The organism is Lysobacter korlensis (assembly GCF_042434515.1).
Map to the genome: position 1 here is coordinate 24269 of NZ_JBHLTG010000004.1, position 16651 is coordinate 40919.

Annotated in this window: 17 protein-coding genes; 9 read left to right on the forward strand and 8 right to left on the reverse strand. The window is 69.0% G+C overall.

The genetic code is table 11. From position 1 onward, the window contains the following. The first annotated feature begins 106 nt into the window (after nt 1-106). The 4 genes from ACFFGH_RS16655 (at nt 107) to ACFFGH_RS16670 (ending at nt 4094) form a co-directional block, all read left to right on the forward strand. Nucleotides 107-988 carry an alpha/beta hydrolase gene (locus tag ACFFGH_RS16655; RefSeq protein WP_386670320.1) on the forward strand — a complete coding sequence of 294 codons (882 nt, stop codon included), beginning with the start codon at nt 107-109 and terminating at the stop codon, nt 986-988. 131 nt (nt 989-1119) lie between these two features. Continuing rightward, nucleotides 1120-2421 carry a Xaa-Pro dipeptidase gene (locus ACFFGH_RS16660; RefSeq protein ID WP_386670322.1) on the forward strand — a complete coding sequence of 434 codons (1302 nt, stop codon included), beginning with the start codon at nt 1120-1122 and terminating at the stop codon, nt 2419-2421. Nucleotides 2422-2440: 19 nt separating this feature from the next. Next, the gene (locus tag ACFFGH_RS16665) at nt 2441-2959 is read left to right on the forward strand and encodes a GNAT family N-acetyltransferase (RefSeq protein ID WP_386670324.1); all 519 of its coding nucleotides are present in this window, start codon (nt 2441-2443) and stop codon (nt 2957-2959) included. Between the two features lie 298 nt (nt 2960-3257). Next, on the forward strand, nt 3258-4094 hold the full coding sequence (locus tag ACFFGH_RS16670) for a phytanoyl-CoA dioxygenase family protein (RefSeq protein ID WP_386670326.1): 837 nt from the start codon (nt 3258-3260) through the stop codon (nt 4092-4094). Nucleotides 4095-4241: 147 nt separating this feature from the next. Here the strand turns inward: ACFFGH_RS16670 and dnaG are convergent, their stop codons facing one another. The 4 genes from dnaG to rpsU form a co-directional block, all read right to left on the reverse strand. Continuing rightward, nucleotides 4242-5972, reverse strand: coding sequence for a DNA primase (gene dnaG / locus ACFFGH_RS16675; RefSeq protein WP_386670328.1), 1731 nt, complete (start codon nt 5970-5972; stop codon nt 4242-4244). 152 nt (nt 5973-6124) lie between these two features. Further along, nucleotides 6125-6637 (reverse strand): GNAT family N-acetyltransferase, encoded by a 513-nt coding sequence (locus tag ACFFGH_RS16680; protein WP_386670330.1) that lies wholly within the window; start codon nt 6635-6637, stop codon nt 6125-6127. 5 nt (nt 6638-6642) lie between these two features. Next, nucleotides 6643-7089, reverse strand: a complete 447-nt coding sequence (locus ACFFGH_RS16685) for a GatB/YqeY domain-containing protein (RefSeq protein ID WP_386670332.1) — start codon at nt 7087-7089, stop codon at nt 6643-6645. A 269-nt stretch (nt 7090-7358) separates the two neighbouring features. Next, nucleotides 7359-7574, reverse strand: coding sequence for a 30S ribosomal protein S21 (gene rpsU / locus ACFFGH_RS16690; protein WP_143925990.1), 216 nt, complete (start codon nt 7572-7574; stop codon nt 7359-7361). Nucleotides 7575-7767: 193 nt separating this feature from the next. Between rpsU and tsaD the strand changes: the two genes are divergently transcribed. The 3 genes from tsaD to ACFFGH_RS16705 are packed head-to-tail and all read left to right on the forward strand — an operon-like array spanning nt 7768 to nt 9587. Further along, on the forward strand, nt 7768-8790 hold the full coding sequence (tsaD, locus tag ACFFGH_RS16695) for a tRNA (adenosine(37)-N6)-threonylcarbamoyltransferase complex transferase subunit TsaD (protein ID WP_386670335.1): 1023 nt from the start codon (nt 7768-7770) through the stop codon (nt 8788-8790). A 39-nt stretch (nt 8791-8829) separates the two neighbouring features. Then, nucleotides 8830-9189, forward strand: a complete 360-nt coding sequence (folB, locus tag ACFFGH_RS16700) for a dihydroneopterin aldolase (protein WP_386670337.1) — start codon at nt 8830-8832, stop codon at nt 9187-9189. A 2-nt stretch (nt 9190-9191) separates the two neighbouring features. Then, nucleotides 9192-9587 carry a 2-amino-4-hydroxy-6-hydroxymethyldihydropteridine diphosphokinase gene (locus ACFFGH_RS16705; RefSeq protein WP_386670338.1) on the forward strand — a complete coding sequence of 132 codons (396 nt, stop codon included), beginning with the start codon at nt 9192-9194 and terminating at the stop codon, nt 9585-9587. 240 nt (nt 9588-9827) lie between these two features. On the opposite strand, the gene ACFFGH_RS16710 is transcribed toward ACFFGH_RS16705, so the two are convergent. Next, complete coding sequence (locus ACFFGH_RS16710; RefSeq protein WP_386670340.1) at nt 9828-10568, reverse strand: pteridine reductase; 741 nt, start codon at nt 10566-10568, stop codon at nt 9828-9830. A gap of 113 nt (nt 10569-10681) precedes the next feature. Here ACFFGH_RS16710 and ACFFGH_RS16715 point away from each other — a divergent pair, with 113 nt between their 5' ends. Continuing rightward, a complete protein-coding gene (locus ACFFGH_RS16715) occupies nt 10682-11905 on the forward strand; it encodes a class I SAM-dependent methyltransferase (protein ID WP_386670342.1) in 1224 nt (407 codons plus the stop codon). 56 nt (nt 11906-11961) lie between these two features. Beyond that, complete coding sequence (locus ACFFGH_RS16720) at nt 11962-12360, forward strand: VanZ family protein (RefSeq protein WP_386670344.1); 399 nt, start codon at nt 11962-11964, stop codon at nt 12358-12360. 74 nt (nt 12361-12434) lie between these two features. Here ACFFGH_RS16720 and ACFFGH_RS16725 read toward each other — a convergent pair whose 3' ends face one another. From ACFFGH_RS16725 to ACFFGH_RS16735, 3 genes are read right to left on the reverse strand one after another with little or no spacing between them, the layout of a single operon-like run. Then, nucleotides 12435-13673, reverse strand: coding sequence for a multifunctional CCA addition/repair protein (locus ACFFGH_RS16725; protein WP_386671250.1), 1239 nt, complete (start codon nt 13671-13673; stop codon nt 12435-12437). A gap of 11 nt (nt 13674-13684) precedes the next feature. After that, nucleotides 13685-14599: a complex I NDUFA9 subunit family protein gene (locus tag ACFFGH_RS16730; protein ID WP_386670346.1), complete on the reverse strand. Its 915-nt coding sequence runs from the start codon at nt 14597-14599 to the stop codon at nt 13685-13687. Between the two features lie 10 nt (nt 14600-14609). Further along, nucleotides 14610-16550 carry a lytic transglycosylase domain-containing protein gene (locus tag ACFFGH_RS16735; protein ID WP_386671252.1) on the reverse strand — a complete coding sequence of 647 codons (1941 nt, stop codon included), beginning with the start codon at nt 16548-16550 and terminating at the stop codon, nt 14610-14612. Nucleotides 16551-16651 lie beyond the last annotated feature (101 nt).

Below are 16651 nucleotides of genomic sequence, written 5' to 3' on the forward strand. Positions count from 1 at the left end.
GACTCGCGGCTGCAGACCGCGAACATGCGTTACCGAATCACAGGCACCCGGCCGCCGTCGATCAGTTAGCCTGCGCGGCGTGTTCATGGATTCGGACCGAAATAAGATGCCCGCAACGCCCCGTTTCGCCTCGCTTTACGCGTTCGCGCTCACCGTATGCCTGCCGCTGATCGCTTTGTCTCCCAGGCATGCGGCCACACCGGCCCGGGCAGCGACGCAAGCTGCGCCGCTCGCGATCGGTGAAACCTTTACCCTCGAATCGGCGGCGCTTGGCGAAACCCGGCGCATCAATGTCTATCTACCTGCGGCGTACCACGCGTCGCCCGACGTGCGCCTGCCCGTGCTCTACATGCCCGATGGCGGCATCGCCGAGGACTTCCTGCACGTCGCCGGACTCGTGCAGGTGCTCACCGGCAACGGCTCGATGCGGCCGTTCGTGCTGGTCGGCATCGAGAACACTGAACGCCGGCGCGACCTCACCGGGCCGACCGACGACCCGGAGGACCGAAAGATCGCGCCGCATGTCGGCGGCTCGGCCGCGTTTCGCGCGTTCGTCCGAGACGAATTGATGCCGCAGGTGCGTTCGCGCTATCGCACGAGCGATGAAACCGCGATCGTCGGCGAGTCATTGGCGGGGCTCTTCGTGCTCGAGACGCTCGCGCTGGAGCCGGAGTTGTTCGATACCTACATCGCGATCGACCCAAGCGTGTGGTGGAACCGGGATGCGCTGGTGAGCGCGGCCCCGCAGTGGCTGGAGCGCCAGCCCGACGGCGCACGCACGAAGGTGTTCGTCGCAACCGGACGCGAAGCCAGCGCATCGCAGCCCATGACCCGGCTGCTTGTCGCAATGAACGCGCATGCATCCCCAAGCCTGCAGATCACACACCGCGGGTTCGGCGACGAGACGCACGCGACGGTCTACCACGCGGCCGCACTGGACGCGTTCCGCAAGGCATTTGCGCCTGAGGCGAAGCCGGCCGGCCACTGAGCCGGCGAGGTCGCAACGGCGCGGGCAGCGTTCCGGGCCTGCGAAGCGGCCCGACTCCAGCCGGCAAGCCGTGCATCGCGGCTTGCCGGTGAGCGTGCGTATGCTGGCCGCGTCCTCCCCGGAGTGTTGCCATGCATCGCCTTGCCCCTGCCGCGCTGTCCTTGCTGCTCGCGTCGTCCATCGCCCAGGCTCAGCCGACCGCTGCGGAACCCGCGCCGGCCGGCGCCGAGGTCGTGATCACTGCCGACCGCATGCTCGATGTGCGCAGCGGCAGGATGGTCGAGCGTCCGCAGCTGCACGTGCGCAACGGTCGCATCGTCGAGATCGGACGCGCAGGCGATGCAGTCCCGGCCGGCGCCAAACGCGTCGACCTCGCGGGCATGACGCTGCTGCCCGGGCTGATCGACATGCACGTGCATCTCGACAGCGACCCGACCTACGGCGGCTACAGCGGCCTGCAGTTCAACGACCGCTTCTGGTCGATGATCACCGTGCCGAATGCGCACAAGACGCTGATGGCGGGCTTCACCACCGTGCGAAATGTCGGCGCCGATGCATGGAACGACGTCGGGCTGCGGCAGGCGATCGACGAAGGCAAGGTCGTCGGCCCGCGCGTGGTCACGGCGGGGCACTCGTTCGGCGCGACCGGCGGGCACTGCGATTCGACCTATTTCCCGCCCTCGATGGACGAGAAGAACGCGTTCAACGCCGACGGCGCAGATGAGGCGCGCCGCGCAGTGCGCACGCTGCGCAAGTACGGCGCGCAGGTGATCAAGATCTGCGCAACCGGCGGCGTGTTCTCGCGCAACACCGAGCCCGGCCAGCAGCAGCTGAGCTATGACGAAATGAAATCCATCGTCGACGATGCGCACATGATGGGGTTGAAGGTGGCCGCGCATGCGCATGGCGCCGCCGGAATCAAGGACGCCATTCGCGCCGGCGTCGACACGATCGAGCATGCGAGCCTCATCGACGATCAGGGCATCGCGCTTGCGAAGAAGCACGGCGCCTGGCTGTCGATGGACATCTACAACACCGAGTACACGCAGTCGGAAGGCAAGAAGAACGGCGTGCTCGAGGACAACCTGCGCAAGGACCGGGAGATCGCCGAGATCCAGCGGCAAGGCTTCAAGCGCGCGCACGCGGCCGGCGTGAAGATGGTCTACGGCACCGACGCCGGCGTGCATCCGCATGGCGACAACGGCAAGCAGTTCGACGTAATGGTGCGCTACGGCATGACGCCGCTGCAGGCGATCCAGAGCGCGACGGTCAACGCGGCCCAGGCGCTCGCACGCGACGACGTGGGCGTGCTCGAGGCGGGGCGTTTTGCCGACCTGGTCGCCGTGCCGGGCGATCCCACGAAGAACGTCGAGCTGCTGGAGTCGATCCCGGTTGTGGTCAAGGGCGGTGCGGTCGTCAAGGACGCACGTTGAGCCTTAAGGCAGAGGCCGTGTGTCGGTAATCGTACGCCCCGTCGCGCCGGGCAAGGCCGGGTTGCTGCCGGGCCTGTGCGAGCTGCTGCGCGACAACGTCGAGGGCGGGGCCTCGGTCGGCTTCCTCGTGCCGCTCGACGCGCACGCCGCGCGCGATTACTGGCGCGAGGTGCTCGGCGCGATCGGCCCGTCGCTGGCGCTATGGGTTGCGGAGCAGGGCGGCGAGATCGTCGGGTCGGTGCAGCTCGCCCCGGCCGGGCGCGAGAACGGCCGCCACCGGGCCGAAGTGCAGAAACTGCTCGTGCTGCAGCGCCACCGAGGCAAGCACATCGCCTCCAGCCTCATGGCGGCGCTCGAGGCGTTTGCGACGGACCAAGGCCGCAGCCTGCTGGTGCTCGACACGCAGAAAGGCTCGGCCGCCGAGGCGGTGTACCAGCGGCTGGGCTGGCAGCGCGCAGGTGAAATTCCCGACTTCGCGGCGATGCCGGACGGCCGGCTCACAGCGACGGTGCTGTACTACAAGCGGCTGATGGCCTGAGCCGGGTCTGCACCTCTTCCTATCTGCATCGCTGTGCGCTGCTCGGCGACATCTGCGCTCAAAGCCTTCGACATCGGCGCGCCCTGCAATACCGCCGGACACACCACGGCCGAGCTAGCCGGTTCAGTCAGGTCGACGCGGCGTCATCGGGTACGCACCGCTGCTGTGGCAGCGTGCTTCCAGGGCCGGGCCGAGGGAAGCATGCAGGCGCCCGGCGGATGCTTCGCCGCAAGCAGCCACAGCGCGAACGACCCCGCGCGACGCTGCTGGGCCCGCACCGGACGTAGACGAGACGAGCATGAACACAGCCATCGAGCAGAGCACCGGATACGACGTCGCGACGATCATGGGCGGCCTGTACGGCGACGGCATCATCGGCCTCAAGGGCGCGTTCGACCGCGGCTGGGTCGAGCAGGTCGGCGAGGACATCGAAGCGCTGTTTCAGGAGGCACTGAAGCGGCCCGGCGGCGCGCTCGGACGCGGTCCCAACCGCTATTACGTCGAGATCCATCCCGAGCGCCTGCGCGGCTTCGTCGACCTTGTGACCCATCCGTGGGTCGTCGCGGTCTGCGAGTCGGTGTTGGGCCCGGACTACCGCGTCGTCGAGATCGGATTCGATGTCCCCGGGCCCGGGGCGATGAACCAGCCGTGGCATCGCGACTTTCCGTCGCCGGCGGAGACACTCACGGAGCGGCGGCTGAACTCGCTCGCGTTCAACCTCACCACCGTCGATGTCTCCGAGGACATGGGGCCGTTCGAAATCGCGCTTGGCACGCAGTGGGACACGGATGATGACTTCGACCACGGCATGTTCCCGCCGCCGGAGTACTCGAACCGTTACCTCGAACGCGCGGTGCGACGCACGCCGCGCATGGGCGATATTTCCGCGCGCTCGGCGCTGACCATCCATCGCGGCACCGCGAACCGCTCGGACCGCTCACGTCCCACGCTCGTGCTCGGCGTCGACGCACCCTGCGCGCGCAATGCCGACCGCCACGACCTGCAGATCTCCAGGGCGTACGCCGAAACGCTGCCGGACGAGGTCAAAAAGCACATGACCTATCGCCTGGTCGACGAGCTCGAGCCGATCGTGCAGCTGCATACGATCGAAGGGCTGGTGATGGGCGTGATGTAGACCGATGCCCGCCACGGTCTGCGCAGTGGCTGCGTCGCGCTACGTACAGAGCCAAGGCCGAGGTCACTGCGCGGCTGATCGCGTTCCAAGCCCTGCTGCAATCGCCTGACGGTTTCAGCGCCGAGACACTGCCAAGGCGCGTTCGCCTCAGCCCCGCACCAGCGTCAGCAGCAATGCACGCAGCTCGGCCTTGCCGTCGTCGTCGAGCCCGCCGTCACGCTGCAACACCTGCAACTCGTCGATGCGCTGCTGGCGCGTCATGCGAACGAGCTGACCGATCACGTCGGAAAACTCCTGCTTCCATTTCAACGCATCGCCCGGGCGCGTCTGCGACGCCAGCTTCTGCAGCGAGGCATGCTCCTCGCGGCCCTCGAAATGCTCGATCAGCGCGCCGGTGCCGATGTCGGGGCGTTCGATCACGACCTGTAACAGGTCGAGCAGCAGCGGCACACCGGGCTGGCGCAGCGCGGCGAACGCGAACGGCGGCTGTACCTCCAACGCAAGCGCGGGCTGCAGCAGCAGCAGCCCGATCGCGCTGCGCACCAGGCTGGGCTTGGGCGTCTGCACGCCCCGTCCCGAGTGGGCGCGCTGCGCGGGCACGTGCGTCTGCGGCGGCGCCGTGCGTGCGCCCACACCGGTGAGCTCGGTCAGCCGTTGCTGCATCAGGTCGGCGAACGCACCGTCGGGAATCTGCGCGAGCAGCGGCTTGGCGCGCTCGGCGAGCCGGCCCTTGCCCTCGAGCGTTGCGAGGTTGACGTCGGCGCTCAGCGAGTCGAACAGGAACTGCGACAGCGGCGTCGCCATCTTCAGGTGCGCCTCGAAGCCCGGCGCACCGTCCTTGCGTACGACCGAGTCTGGATCCTCGCCGTCGGGCAGGAACAGGAAGAACGCCTGGCGCCCGTCCTTCATGCGCGGCAGCACCGACTCGACCGCCTTCCACGCCGCCGCGCGCCCGGCGCGGTCGCCGTCGAAGCAGAAGTACACGTCGGGCGCGTTGCGGAACAGCAGTTCCGCGTGCTCGGGCGTGGTCGCAGTGCCGAGCGTGGCCACCGCGGTATCGAAGCCGTGCTCGAACAGCGCGACCACGTCCATGTAACCCTCGACCACGATCAGCCGCTCGATGCGGTTATGCGCCTGCCGCACCTGCCACAGGCCGTAGAGCTCGCGTCCTTTGTGGAACAGCGGCGTTTCCGGCGAATTGAGGTACTTCGGCGAGGCGTCCTTCTCGAGCACGCGCCCGCCGAATGCAATCGGCCGGCCGCGCCGGTCGAAGATCGGGAACATCACGCGGTCGCGGAACTTGTCGTAGACGCGGCCGGCTTCGTTCTTCGAAAACAGCCCCGCGCGCTCGAGCAGGCCGAGCCTGCGCGGATCGGAGCCGAGCGCGTCACGCAGCGCGGTAAACCCGTCAGGTGCATAGCCGATCGAAAACCGCTGGCGCGCTTCCGCGCCGATGCCACGCCGGTCGAGGTAGGCCTGCGCCTTCGTGCTGCCGACCAGCTGCTTCTGGAAGAACTTCGCGGCCGCGTCGACTGCGCTGTAGAGGTCCTGGCTTTCAGGATTCGCGTTGCGCTGGTGCGTATCGCGCGGCACTTCCACGCCGATCCGCTTGGCGAGTTCCTCGATCGCATCGAGAAACTCGAGGCGGTCGTAGTTCATCAGGAAGCTGATCGCGGTGCCATGCGCGCCGCAACCGAAGCAGTGGTAGAACTGCTTGACCGGCGAGACCGTGAAGCTCGGCGAGCGCTCGTCATGGAACGGGCAGCGCGCGGAGTATTCCTTGCCCTGGCGCTTGAGCGGCACGCGCGTGCCGATCACCTCGACAAGGTCGGTGCGTGCCAGCAGGTCGTCGATGAACGCATCGGGGATGCGGGCCACGGTCTACCGGCCTCCGGCCGCGGCAGGCGGGCTCGGCCGGCGCGCGGCGATGGGTCGCAACCCGTGGCGGACAGGTTCCGATCGGGCACGACGAGCGCTGGGTGCGTTGGGAAGGCGGGTCATGTCGGGTCAGGATGCCACGGCCGGTTGCGTCAGCTGCGACCGGGCAGCTCGCTGTCGCGCGCCAGGTCCTGCAGCGCATCGCCGCAGACGCGCTGCACGGTCCACTCGTCCATGCCGACTGCCCCGAGGCTGCGGTAGAACCCGATCGCCGGCGCGTTCCAGTCGAGCACCGACCATTCGAAGCGGCCGCAACCGCGCTCGACCGCGATGCGCGCGAGGCTGGTCATCAACCGCCGCCCGAGGCCGTGGCCGCGGAAACGCGGCGACACGTACAGATCCTCGAGATACAGGCCGCGCCGGCCCAGAAACGTCGAGAAGTTATGGAAGAACAGCGCGAAGCCGGCGGACTCGCCGTCGACTTCGGCCAGCAGCACTTCCGCGGCCGGCATCGCACCGAACAGGCTGGCCTCGAGAGCGTCCACGTCGGCGCTCACCTCGTGGGCGAGCTTTTCGTACTCGGCCAACTCACGGATGAAGGCGAGGATCTGCGGCAGGTCCCGGCTTTCGGCAAAGCGCACGGTGATGCTGGCAGGTGCGCTCATGCCGCTCAGCCTGCGAGCCGCTTCTTCACCAGCGCCGACACCTGGCCCATGTCGGCCTGTCCGGCGAGCTTCGGCTTCAGCACGCCCATGAGCTTGCCCATGTCGGCCGCACTGCTGGCGCCGGTCTCCGCGACGGCCGCATCGATCGCGACCAGGATCTCGGCTTCGCCCATCTTCGCCGGCAGGTAGCGCTCGATCACGATGATTTCGGCGCGCTCGACGTCAGCCAGGTCAGCCCGGCCCGCGGCGTCGTATTGGCTGACCGAATCGCGGCGTTGCTTGACCATCTTGTCGAGCACGGCGAGCACGGCCGCATTGTCAAGTTCGATTCGCTCGTCGACTTCTTTTTGCTTGATCGCTGCGTTGATCAGTCGGATCACGCCGAGCGTGTCCTTGTCGCCGCCTTTCATCGCGGCCTTCATGTCGTCGCTGAGTCGTTGCTTGAGGGTCATGGCGGAGAGTCCAGGGTCGGGAACAGAAGGCGGCAATGGTAGCGGCGCCGGCAGTGCGGCCGGGGATCCACCTGCCGCGGGGCGGTCAGGCGAGGTCGCCGCTGGGCCCGTCAAGAAGCGCGCTGCTGGGGTGGTCGCAGACCTGTCCGCGAGTCACAAGCTCCAGTCAGACGAATCGCGCAAAGCACAAAAAGCCGGCTGCGCATCGGCGCGGCCGGCTTGATGGGCGAACTGCAGTGCCGGCCGCGGCCGGAAGCGCAATTGCGCGATCAGTACATGCGCTGGCGCTTGGTCACATCGCGCGAGGTGCGACGTGACTGGCGCTTCACCGCGGCCGCAGCCTTGCGCTTGCGTTCCTGGGTCGGCTTCTCGTAGAACTCGCGCTTGCGGGTCTCGGCGAGGACGCCGGCCTTCTCACAGGTGCGCTTGAAGCGACGCAGAGCAAACTCGAAAGGCTCGTTTTCGCGGACTTTGACGCTGGGCATACGTGATCTCTGATTCGGAGGACCGCCCAGTCAGAGCGGGCGAGCCGCGTATGATAGCGGCAGTGATTGACGCCGTGCAAGTTGTGGCGGTTCGGCCGACTGCACGGCCTGCTTGAAAACCCTCCTGCGGCCTGCTCGGCCTGCAGCCCGGCGCGCAAAAACCCGTGCCGCTCCCCGCATCGGTGGCCCAATCGTGAAAGTGCTCGGCATCGAAACCAGTTGCGACGAAACCGGCGTTGCGGTCTACGACACCGCGGCCGGCCTGCGCGCACATGCGGTCTACAGCCAGATCGAACTGCACGCCCAGTACGGCGGCGTGGTGCCGGAACTGGCCAGCCGTGACCACGTGCGCAAGCTGCTGCCGCTGATCCGGCAGACGCTTGCCGAGTCCGGCATGGGCATCGACGAGCTCGACGGCGTGGCGTACACCGCGGGGCCCGGACTCGTCGGTGCGTTGCTGGTCGGGGCCGGCGTCGCGCGCTCGCTTGCCTGGGCGCTCGACGTGCCGGCAATCGGCGTCCATCACATGGAAGGGCACCTGCTCGCGCCGCTGATGGAGGACGATCCGCGCGGCCGGCCGCAGCCGCCGTTCGTCGCGCTGCTGGTGTCCGGCGGGCACACGCAGCTTGTCGCGGTCGACGCGATCGGCCAGTACCGCTTGCTCGGCGAGACGCTCGACGATGCCGCGGGCGAGGCATTCGACAAGACCGCCAAGCTGATGGGGCTGCCGTATCCGGGCGGCCCGCAGCTTGCGGCGCTGGCCGAACACGGACGGCCGGGCGTGTTCAAGTTCGCGCGGCCGATGACCGACCGGCCGGGGTTGGATTTCAGCTTCAGCGGGCTGAAGACGCAGGTGCTGCTGGCCTGGCAGAACAGCGACCGCAGCGATGCCACGCGTGCCAACATCGCGCGCGGCTTCGAGGACGCGGTGGTCGACACCTTGGCGATCAAGTGCGAGCGCGCGCTCGACGCGGCCGGCTGCGGGACGCTCGTGGTCGCCGGTGGTGTCGGCGCGAACCGGCGCCTGCGCGCGAAGCTTGCGCAGATGGCCGAGCGGCGCGGCGGGCGCGTGAGCTTTCCGCCGCCCGCGCTGTGCACCGACAATGGCGCGATGATCGCGTTCGCGGGTGCGCTGCGCCTGCAGGCGGGCCAGCACGAGGACGCGTCGGTGAAAGTCACGCCGCGCTGGGACATGGAAACCCTGACGGCCGTCTGAGGCTGGGCGGTTGCGCAAGACGACGGAGAGCCCGAGGCATTGGACACGATCTTCATCACCGGCCTGCAGGTCGACATGCTCGTCGGCGTGTACGACTGGGAACGGCAATCGCGCCAGCCGTTGCGGCTGGATATCGAGCTTCGATTGCCCGAGGGCGCTGCGTTGTCTGATGGCATGAGCGGGGCGGCGGTCGATTACGCCGAGGTCGTCGGGGCCGTGCGCACGTTCATTTCGACGCGCGAAGACGCGCTGCTCGAGACGCTGGCCGAAGCGCTGTGCGCGCACCTGCTTCAACGCTTTGCGGCCGCATCGATCACGTTGCGCATCGACAAGCCACAGGCCGCGCTGCTGCTCGGGTGCGCGCATGTCGGCCTGACGATCACCCGCCCGCGGGGCTGACGGTGCGCTGGTTGCTGCTGCTCGGCGCGCAGGCGCGCTACGACACGCTCGGCGCCGCGGTGGACGCGCTCGGTGCGCTCGGTGAGGTGCATGAACACGCGGCGGAGCGCCTGACCGGCTCGGCCGGCGGCGAGCCCGGGCAGTACCGCAACCGGCTCGTCAGCCTGCGCCATGCCGGTCCGCGCGAGGCGCTGGTCGCCGAATGCAAGCGCATCGAGCGCGACCTCGGCCGCGGCCGGCTCGACGGCATGCCGGTCGACATCGATCTGCTCGCCTGCGCCCATGGAAATGACTGGCAGCCCGATCCACATGCCGTCGCAAAGCGCGAATTCGTGATGCCGCATGTGCGCCTGCTGCTTGCGGACGCGGGGCTCGAGGCGGCGTTGCCGGCTGCTTGAGCTTTACCTGCGACAGCGGCGCTGGCCGGGCCGCGAATCAGCAATTGTCTTGGTGATTGCGATGCGCAGCCGCAGGGCAGCGCGCATGCAGCGATGTGGGCCGGGCGATTCTGCTCCGCATCACGTGGTTGATACGACTCAGGCTTCGCTCTTTGCGCAACCCTCAGCGTGCGTCGGGCTGCGAGCGCTGCGTTGCCCATGCGCAGCCGCGCCTCGAAAGCGGCCCAGTGCAACGTTGGATCAGATCGACAGGCTGCGCCCGCCATCGACCTCGAGCACCGTGCCGGTCACGTAACCGGCCTCCGACAGAAGAAACCGCACCGCAGCCGCGATGTCCGCCGGCGAGCCCTGGCGCGCGAGCGCGGTGCGGTCGACCACGGTGTCGAGCGTCTCGGCCTTGACCGCATTCGTCGACCACAGGATGTTGCCGGGTGCGATCGCGTTGACGCGCACCTGCGGCCCGAGTTCGAGCGCGAGTGCCTTGGTCGCCATCACCAGTGCGGCCTTGGCCATGCAGTAGACGCTGTGGCCGCGCAATGGGCGTTCGGCGTAGATGTCGGCGATGTTGACGATCGCGCCGCCGCTCGCGCGCAGGTGCGGCGCTGCCGCCTGCGCAAGGAAAAACGGCGCACGCGCATTGCTGGCGAACAGCTCGTCCCACTGCGCTGGCGTGATGTTGCCAAGCGGCGTGGCGTAGTACGTGCTCGCGTTGTTGACGAGTGCGTCGAGCCGTCCGAACTGGCCGACCGTCTGCGCGATGAGCTCCGGCACGCGGTCGAATTCGGCCAGTTCGGCCTGCAGCGCGATCGCGCTGCAGGCGCGCAGGCCGTTGAGCTCGTCCAGCAACGCATCAGCCTCGGCGCGCGCACTGCGGTAGTGCAGGGCCACTCGCCAGCCATCGGCGTGCAGGCGGCGCGCGATCTCCGCGCCGATGCGCTTGGCACTGCCGGTGATGAGGGCGACGCGGGCGGGTGAGGTCATGGGCGGTGGTCTGTGGGCGGCGTGAGGATGACGCGCAGGCAACGTGCACACGTGGCGACGAGCGGCCAGCCGGTATGCTGCGACGCCTTCCAGTATCCATGCAGAGGCACCGCATGACGTCATCGCCGGCTTCCGATGCCAATCGCCCGCGCACGAATGCGCCCGATGCGACCCTTCCCGACGCCGACGCGCGCGAGCACAGCGCGCGGCTGACCGAGCTGATCCGCTCGCAGATCGATGCCGGCGACGGCGCGATCGCGTTCTCGCGTTTCATGGAGCTGGCGCTGTATGCGCCCGGGCTCGGCTATTACAGCGCCGGCGCGACGAAATTCGGCCCTGAGGGCGATTTCATCACCGCGCCCGAGCTTGGCCCGGTGTTCGCCGGCTGCGTGGCCGAAGCGGTCGCGCCGGTGCTGCGCCAGATCGGCCCGAAGTCGGTGTTCTTCGAACTTGGCGGCGGCACCGGTGCGTTCGCGCAGGCCGCGCTCAAGCGGCTGCTCGAGCTGGACGCATTGCCCGACCGCTACCTGATCCTCGAGCCCAGCGCGCAGCTGCGTGAGCGCCAGCGCGAGCGTCTGCAGCAGCGTTTGCCGCCGATGCTGTTCCAACTCGTGGAATGGCTCGACGGTCCGGTTCCGCACGACTGGGAAGGCGTGCTGTTTGCAAACGAAGTGCTCGATGCGCTGCCGACGCCGCGCTTCGCGATCCAGAACGGCGATGTGTTCGAAGAGCACGTCGTGGTCGAGGGCGACGGATTCACGCGCACGCTGAGGCCGGCCGATGCATTCCTGAGCCAGGCGGTACGCCATCTCGAGCGCAACCTCGGTCGGACGTTCGAAGAGGGCTACCGCTCGGAAGTGCTGCCACAGCTGCCGTACTGGATCCAGGCGGTGTCGGGCGGCATGAAGCGCGGCGCGATGCTGTTCGTCGACTACGGCTACGTGCGCGGCGAGTACTACCTGCCCGAACGCAATGACGGCACGCTGCGCGCGTTCTCGCGCCATCGCATGCACGGCGACCCGCTGCGCTGGCCGGGCCTGCAGGACATCACCGCATCGGTGGATTTCACCGCGCTGGCCGAGGCCAGCGTCGCGGCGGGGTTCGACCTGGCCGGCTACTGCTCGCAGTCGAGCTTCCTGCTCGGCAATGGCCTGGCCGGCGTGCTCGACCGCATCGCGCGCATCGAGGACGATGCCGAGCGCCTGCGCCGGCAGAACGAGGTCAAGCAGCTGACGTTGCCAGGCGAGATGGGTGAGCGGTTCCAGGCGATGGGGTTCGAAAAGGATGTCGAGTTCGGCGTCGCGTTCCTTGCCGGTGACCTGAGCTTCCGTCTGTAACCCATGCGGCGGGTGGGCGTGTATCCGCGTCGGGGGCAAAGGTGACTGCAGCGGCGATGCCGGGCCTCCGGACGTTCCGCTATCCGTGGCTGTGGCTGGCCGGGTGGCTGCTGCTGATCGCGGTCGTCGTTGCAGGCTCGCTGCTGCCTGCACAGCAATTGCCCGAGCCTGCATTCGCCGGCGTCGACAAGCTCCAGCATTTCGTCGGTTACGCGGCGCTGTCCGGCTACGCAGTGATGCTGTTCGAGCGCGTCCGTGCGCAGGCGGCTGCGGCATGCGCGATGTTGCTGCTCGGCGCCCTGCTGGAATTCGTGCAAGGGGCAATGACCGACTCGCGGCTTGCAGATGCAGTGGATGTCATCGCCAATTCGCTCGGCGTCGCGGCCGGCTGGGCGTTGCGCTACACCCGGCTGCGTCGGCTGTTGCAGCTCATCGAGGGCTGTGTCGTTCGGTAAGCGCGGCTTCGCACATCGGCAAGGCGGCGAGCCCAGGCGAGGCGAGTTAAGCGAATCCAGCGTCCCGCGAACGCTCAGCGCTTGCCGGTCGCCTCGGCAACCGCGCGAATGCGCGCCCGGCGCAGCGCCTCGCCGATCGCGGGGCCTTCAAGCCCCGCTGGCAGGTCGCTTGCGCGCACCGCACAGGCGGCCGCGTGCGCAGCGCGTAGCGCCGGGCCCGGCAGGTAGGGCACGTCCTGTAGGCCAGCGCGGCCGCGCTTGTCGGCTTCGCAGACGAGCGCGATCTGTGCGATGCGATCGGGCCGCCGGAAGCCATCGCAGCGCTGGATCAGCTCGACCACGGTCTGCGCGCGCAGCTCGTCGAAGCGGTGCACGTTGAGGTGCTCGCGGCAGACGTGCGCGGCGAGCTGGTAGTGATCGTTCGGCACGCGCAGCCGGTCGCACAGCGTGCGCAGCGGCGCGAGGCCCGCGCGCTCGTGCCCGATGTGCTTGGGCAGCACGTGCTCGGGGGTGCGTGCCTTGCCGAGGTCGTGCGTAAGCGCGGCGAACCCGATCAGGTCATCGCCCGGCGCGAGCTGCGCGGCCATGTCGCAGACCAGCTCGACATGCACGCCGGTGTCGACTTCGGGGTGGTACTCGGCGCGCTGCGGCACGCCGTAGAGCGCTTCGACCTCGGGCAGCACCGCGGAAAGCGCGCCGCAGTCATGCAGCGTGCGCAGAAACGCCGACGGTTCCGCGCTGGCGAGCGCGCGGCGAAGCTCCTGCCAGACGCGCTCGGGCACGAGCTCGGCCAGCTCACCCGAGTCGGCCATCTCGCGCATCAGCGCCATGGTTTCAGGCGCGACCGTGAATCCCAGCGGTGCAAACCGCGCCATGAACCGTGCCGCGCGCAGCACGCGCAACGGGTCCTCCACGAACGCCGGGCCAACGTGGCGCAGCACGCGCGCCTCAAGGTCACGCGCGCCACCGTAAGGATCGGCCAGCGCGCCCGGAGTGCCGTCGTCAGCGAGCGCCTGCGCGATCGCGTTGATCGTGAAGTCGCGCCGCTGCAGATCATCCTCGAGCGTGACCGAGGGATCGGCATCGACGACGAAGCCGCGGTAACCCCGGCCGGATTTACGCTCGGTGCGCGCAAGCGCGTACTCCTCGCCGGTGCGCGGATGCAGGAACACCGGAAAGTCGCGCCCGACCGGCTTGAAGCCGGCGCTAAGCATCGATTCCGGCGTCTGCCCGACCACGACGTAGTCGCGATCGCCCGGCGTCTGCCCGAGCAGTGCGTCGCGCACGGCACCGCCGACGAGGTAGACCTGCATGCCGGCCGTGCTCATGCGCCGGCGGTATCGCAGCCGTCGAGGATCTCGGGCACGCGCGGCACGACCGGGGTCGGCACCAGGCCCAGCTGGGCCAAGCCGTTCTGTGTCGAAGTCGAATCCAACTGCAGCGAGCGCCAGTTGTCGCGGCTGATCGGCTTGCCGGGCAGGTGCTCGCCGATCTCGGCCTGCAGGCGGCCGAGCGTTGCGGGCAGCGTGATCACCGCACGGTGGCGGCCGCGCGCACGCGCGGTCAGCCGCACGATCTCGGCGAGCGTGAGCACGTCGGGACCTACAAGGTCGAACGCGCGGTAACGGGTGGCCGGATCGACCAGCGCGCGTGCGAACGCGGCCGCGACATCGCCGACCCAGACCGGCTGGAAGCGCGCATCTGCGCGTCCGATCGGCAGCGCGGGCGCAACCGACAGCAGCCGGTCGAAGCGGCAGAACAGCCCGTCACCGGGCCCGGCGATCACCGACGGGCGGAACACGGTCCAATCGGCGCTCGATCCGCGCAGGTGCTGCTCGGCGCGCCCGCGGGCCTGCAGGTAGTGGCTCTCGCCGCGGCCGGCATTGAGCGCGCTCATCTGCAGAAGCCGCCGCACACCCGCCGCGCGCATTGCCGCGAGCACGCTGTCGAGCAGGTCGACGAACACATGCTCGAACCCGTCGCCGGCATCGCCACGTTCGTTGAGGATGCCGACCAGGTTGATCACCGCGTCCGCACCGGCGAATGCCTCGCGCAGGAAGCCCTGCTCGTGCACGTTGCCCTCGCGCACTGCGGTCGAAGGCGGCAGCGCCGCGCGCGTGGCGGCATCCGCGCCGCGGCTCAGCACGGTGACGCTGTGGCCGTCCGCGATCAGGCGACGGACCAGGTGCCGGCCTACGAAGCCGGTGCCGCCAAGGACGATGACCTGGGTTGCTGCCATGGCACAAAGCTTAACGCTGCGGCTTGGGCGCCGGTCCGTTCGACGCGGGCGGCGGGATCACGGGCAGCTCCGGCAGCGGGCAGACGAACTTCTTGCGCGGCCCGTCGGTGCGGCCGCGCATGCGGTCGGCCAGATTCAGCGCATCACCGTTGAGGCGCCAGTCGTAGATCGTGCTGAACGCGAAGATCCGTGCGAGGTACTCCCGGGTCTCCTTGTAGCTGACGGTCTCGATCCAGAAGTCCGCATCCATGCCCGGCCGCTGCGACTTCCAGCGGTTCAGCGGTGCAGGCCCCGCGTTGTAGCCGGCCACCGCGAAATACGGCTGCCCGCCGTACTGGTCGAGCAACTGACGCAGGTAGGCCGTGCCGAGGATGATGTTCGTCTCCGGCTCGTACAGGCTCTCGGCGCCGCGCCACGGCAGGCCGATGCGGCGCGCGACCGCTGCGCCGGTGCTCGGCAGCACCTGCATCAGGCCCATCGCATTCGCGCCTGAGCGCGCGGTCGGGTTGAAGATGCTCTCGGCGCGGATCTCCGCGGCCACCCAGGCCGGGTCGATGCGGTTCTTCGCCGACTCACGGCGGATCACCGCGTCGTGGTGCAGCGGAAACCGCAGGTGGTAAAGGCGCAGTTCTTGCGGATCGGTTTTGCCGAGCGAGAACACCGCCCGGTCGAACCAGCCATGGTCCTGCGCCACATCGACCGCGATGCGGCGCTGCGCATCGGAGAACCGGCTCAGCGCCTCGTCCCACTCGCGCTCGGCCCAACCCGGGCGCGACAGCGTCCGAAGCGCCATTGCACGCGTCAGCGCCGGGTCACGAGCCACCGCAGCGCGCTCGGCCGGTTCCACCACCGGTATCCAGGGGCACAGCGCATACGGCGCACCGATGCGATCGGCCGCGAGAAAGCCGTGGAATTCAGGCTTCTTCGCCGCTTCGCGATAGAGGCGCGTCGCGGTGGCCTTGTCGCCCGCGATCTCGGTCAGGCGCGCTTCGAAATGCTGCCAGCGCGAATCGTTGCGCTGCTTGGGCGGCATCTGCCGGATCGCGGCGAGCGCGGCCGGCCAGTCCGAGCGCGACATCGCCTCGCGGGCACGCCATTCGTGCAGGCGCTCGTCGTACGCGACCGCCGGCACGGCGGCGAGGCGGCGTGCGGATTGCGGCTCGTACGACGCCACCGTCCACAGCGCGATCGGATACAGCACACGGCCGCGGTCGACATCGGTAAACCCAAGCGCGGCCGCGTAGCGCGGCAACAGCGCCTCGGCCTGCGACGGCGACGCCTTTGCGAGCTGCGCCAGGCCCAGCGAGGCGATGCGGCGGCTGCGCTCGGTCTTCGGCCAGCTGAGCGCGCGCTCGTGGACTGAATCGATAAACGCCGCGTAGTCGTTCGCGAGCGCGGCTTCGGCGGCCGGCAGGCCACGCGCAGCTGCGCGCATCACGCCTGCCTGTCCCGCCTCGGCGGCCGCATCGATGCGCTCCCAGCGCAGCGCGGCCGACAGACCACCGCGCGCTTCCAGCCCCGCGACCGGCGCGTCGCACGCATCAGGCAACGGTTTGCCGGTGCTGCGCCAGATCGCCTGCGCATCGCGCACCCACTGCGCATCGGCGCGCCCGGCGGCTTCGCGTGCGGTGAGCTCCGCGCAGCGCAGCGCGGTGTTGCGCTCGAGCGAGTTGGTCTTCGACGGCTTCCATGCGGCGAGGAATGCCGGCCAGTCGCGCCGGCGCGACATCGCGGCAAGCCACAGCTCGCGGAACGCTTCGCCGACCGCCTGGCCGCCGTAGCGATCGAGAAACGCGCGTGCGCGCGCCGGGTCGACGCGGTCGATATTGCGTCGCAGGTCCGCATATTCGATCCATGGATACAGCGCATGCCCGGCGAGGCCATCGGTCATCGCCGCGTCGAGCTGGCCTCGCTCAGCCGCTTCGATCGCAGCGCGGATGCGCGGCAGCATCGGATCGACAGCAGGCGCAGGACGCGACGGGATTGCGGGTGCACGCACCGGCGCTCCGGCAGGGGGCGCGGCACTGGCCGCTGGCCTGGCTTGGGCCTGCA

Bases quoted from the DNA above. Each gene is read 5' to 3' on its own strand.
- ACFFGH_RS16655 (WP_386670320.1), top strand. From the start codon at position 107: ATGCCCGCAACGCCCCGTTTCGCCTCGCTTTACGCGTTCGCGCTCACC.
- ACFFGH_RS16660 (WP_386670322.1), top strand. From the start codon at position 1,120: ATGCATCGCCTTGCCCCTGCCGCGCTGTCCTTGCTGCTCGCGTCGTCC.
- ACFFGH_RS16670 (WP_386670326.1), top strand. From the start codon at position 3,258: ATGAACACAGCCATCGAGCAGAGCACCGGATACGACGTCGCGACGATC.
- ACFFGH_RS16680 (WP_386670330.1), bottom strand. From the start codon at position 6,637: ATGAGCGCACCTGCCAGCATCACCGTGCGCTTTGCCGAAAGCCGGGAC.
- ACFFGH_RS16685 (WP_386670332.1), bottom strand. From the start codon at position 7,089: ATGACCCTCAAGCAACGACTCAGCGACGACATGAAGGCCGCGATGAAA.
- rpsU (WP_143925990.1), bottom strand. From the start codon at position 7,574: ATGCCCAGCGTCAAAGTCCGCGAAAACGAGCCTTTCGAGTTTGCTCTG.
- ACFFGH_RS16710 (WP_386670340.1), bottom strand. From the start codon at position 10,568: ATGACCTCACCCGCCCGCGTCGCCCTCATCACCGGCAGTGCCAAGCGC.
- ACFFGH_RS16715 (WP_386670342.1), top strand. From the start codon at position 10,682: ATGACGTCATCGCCGGCTTCCGATGCCAATCGCCCGCGCACGAATGCG.
- ACFFGH_RS16720 (WP_386670344.1), top strand. From the start codon at position 11,962: ATGCCGGGCCTCCGGACGTTCCGCTATCCGTGGCTGTGGCTGGCCGGG.
- ACFFGH_RS16725 (WP_386671250.1), bottom strand. From the start codon at position 13,673: ATGCAGGTCTACCTCGTCGGCGGTGCCGTGCGCGACGCACTGCTCGGG.
- ACFFGH_RS16730 (WP_386670346.1), bottom strand. From the start codon at position 14,599: ATGGCAGCAACCCAGGTCATCGTCCTTGGCGGCACCGGCTTCGTAGGC.
- ACFFGH_RS16735 (WP_386671252.1), bottom strand. From the start codon at position 16,550: ATGCTGCCGCGCATCCGCGCTGCGATCGAAGCGGCTGAGCGAGGCCAG.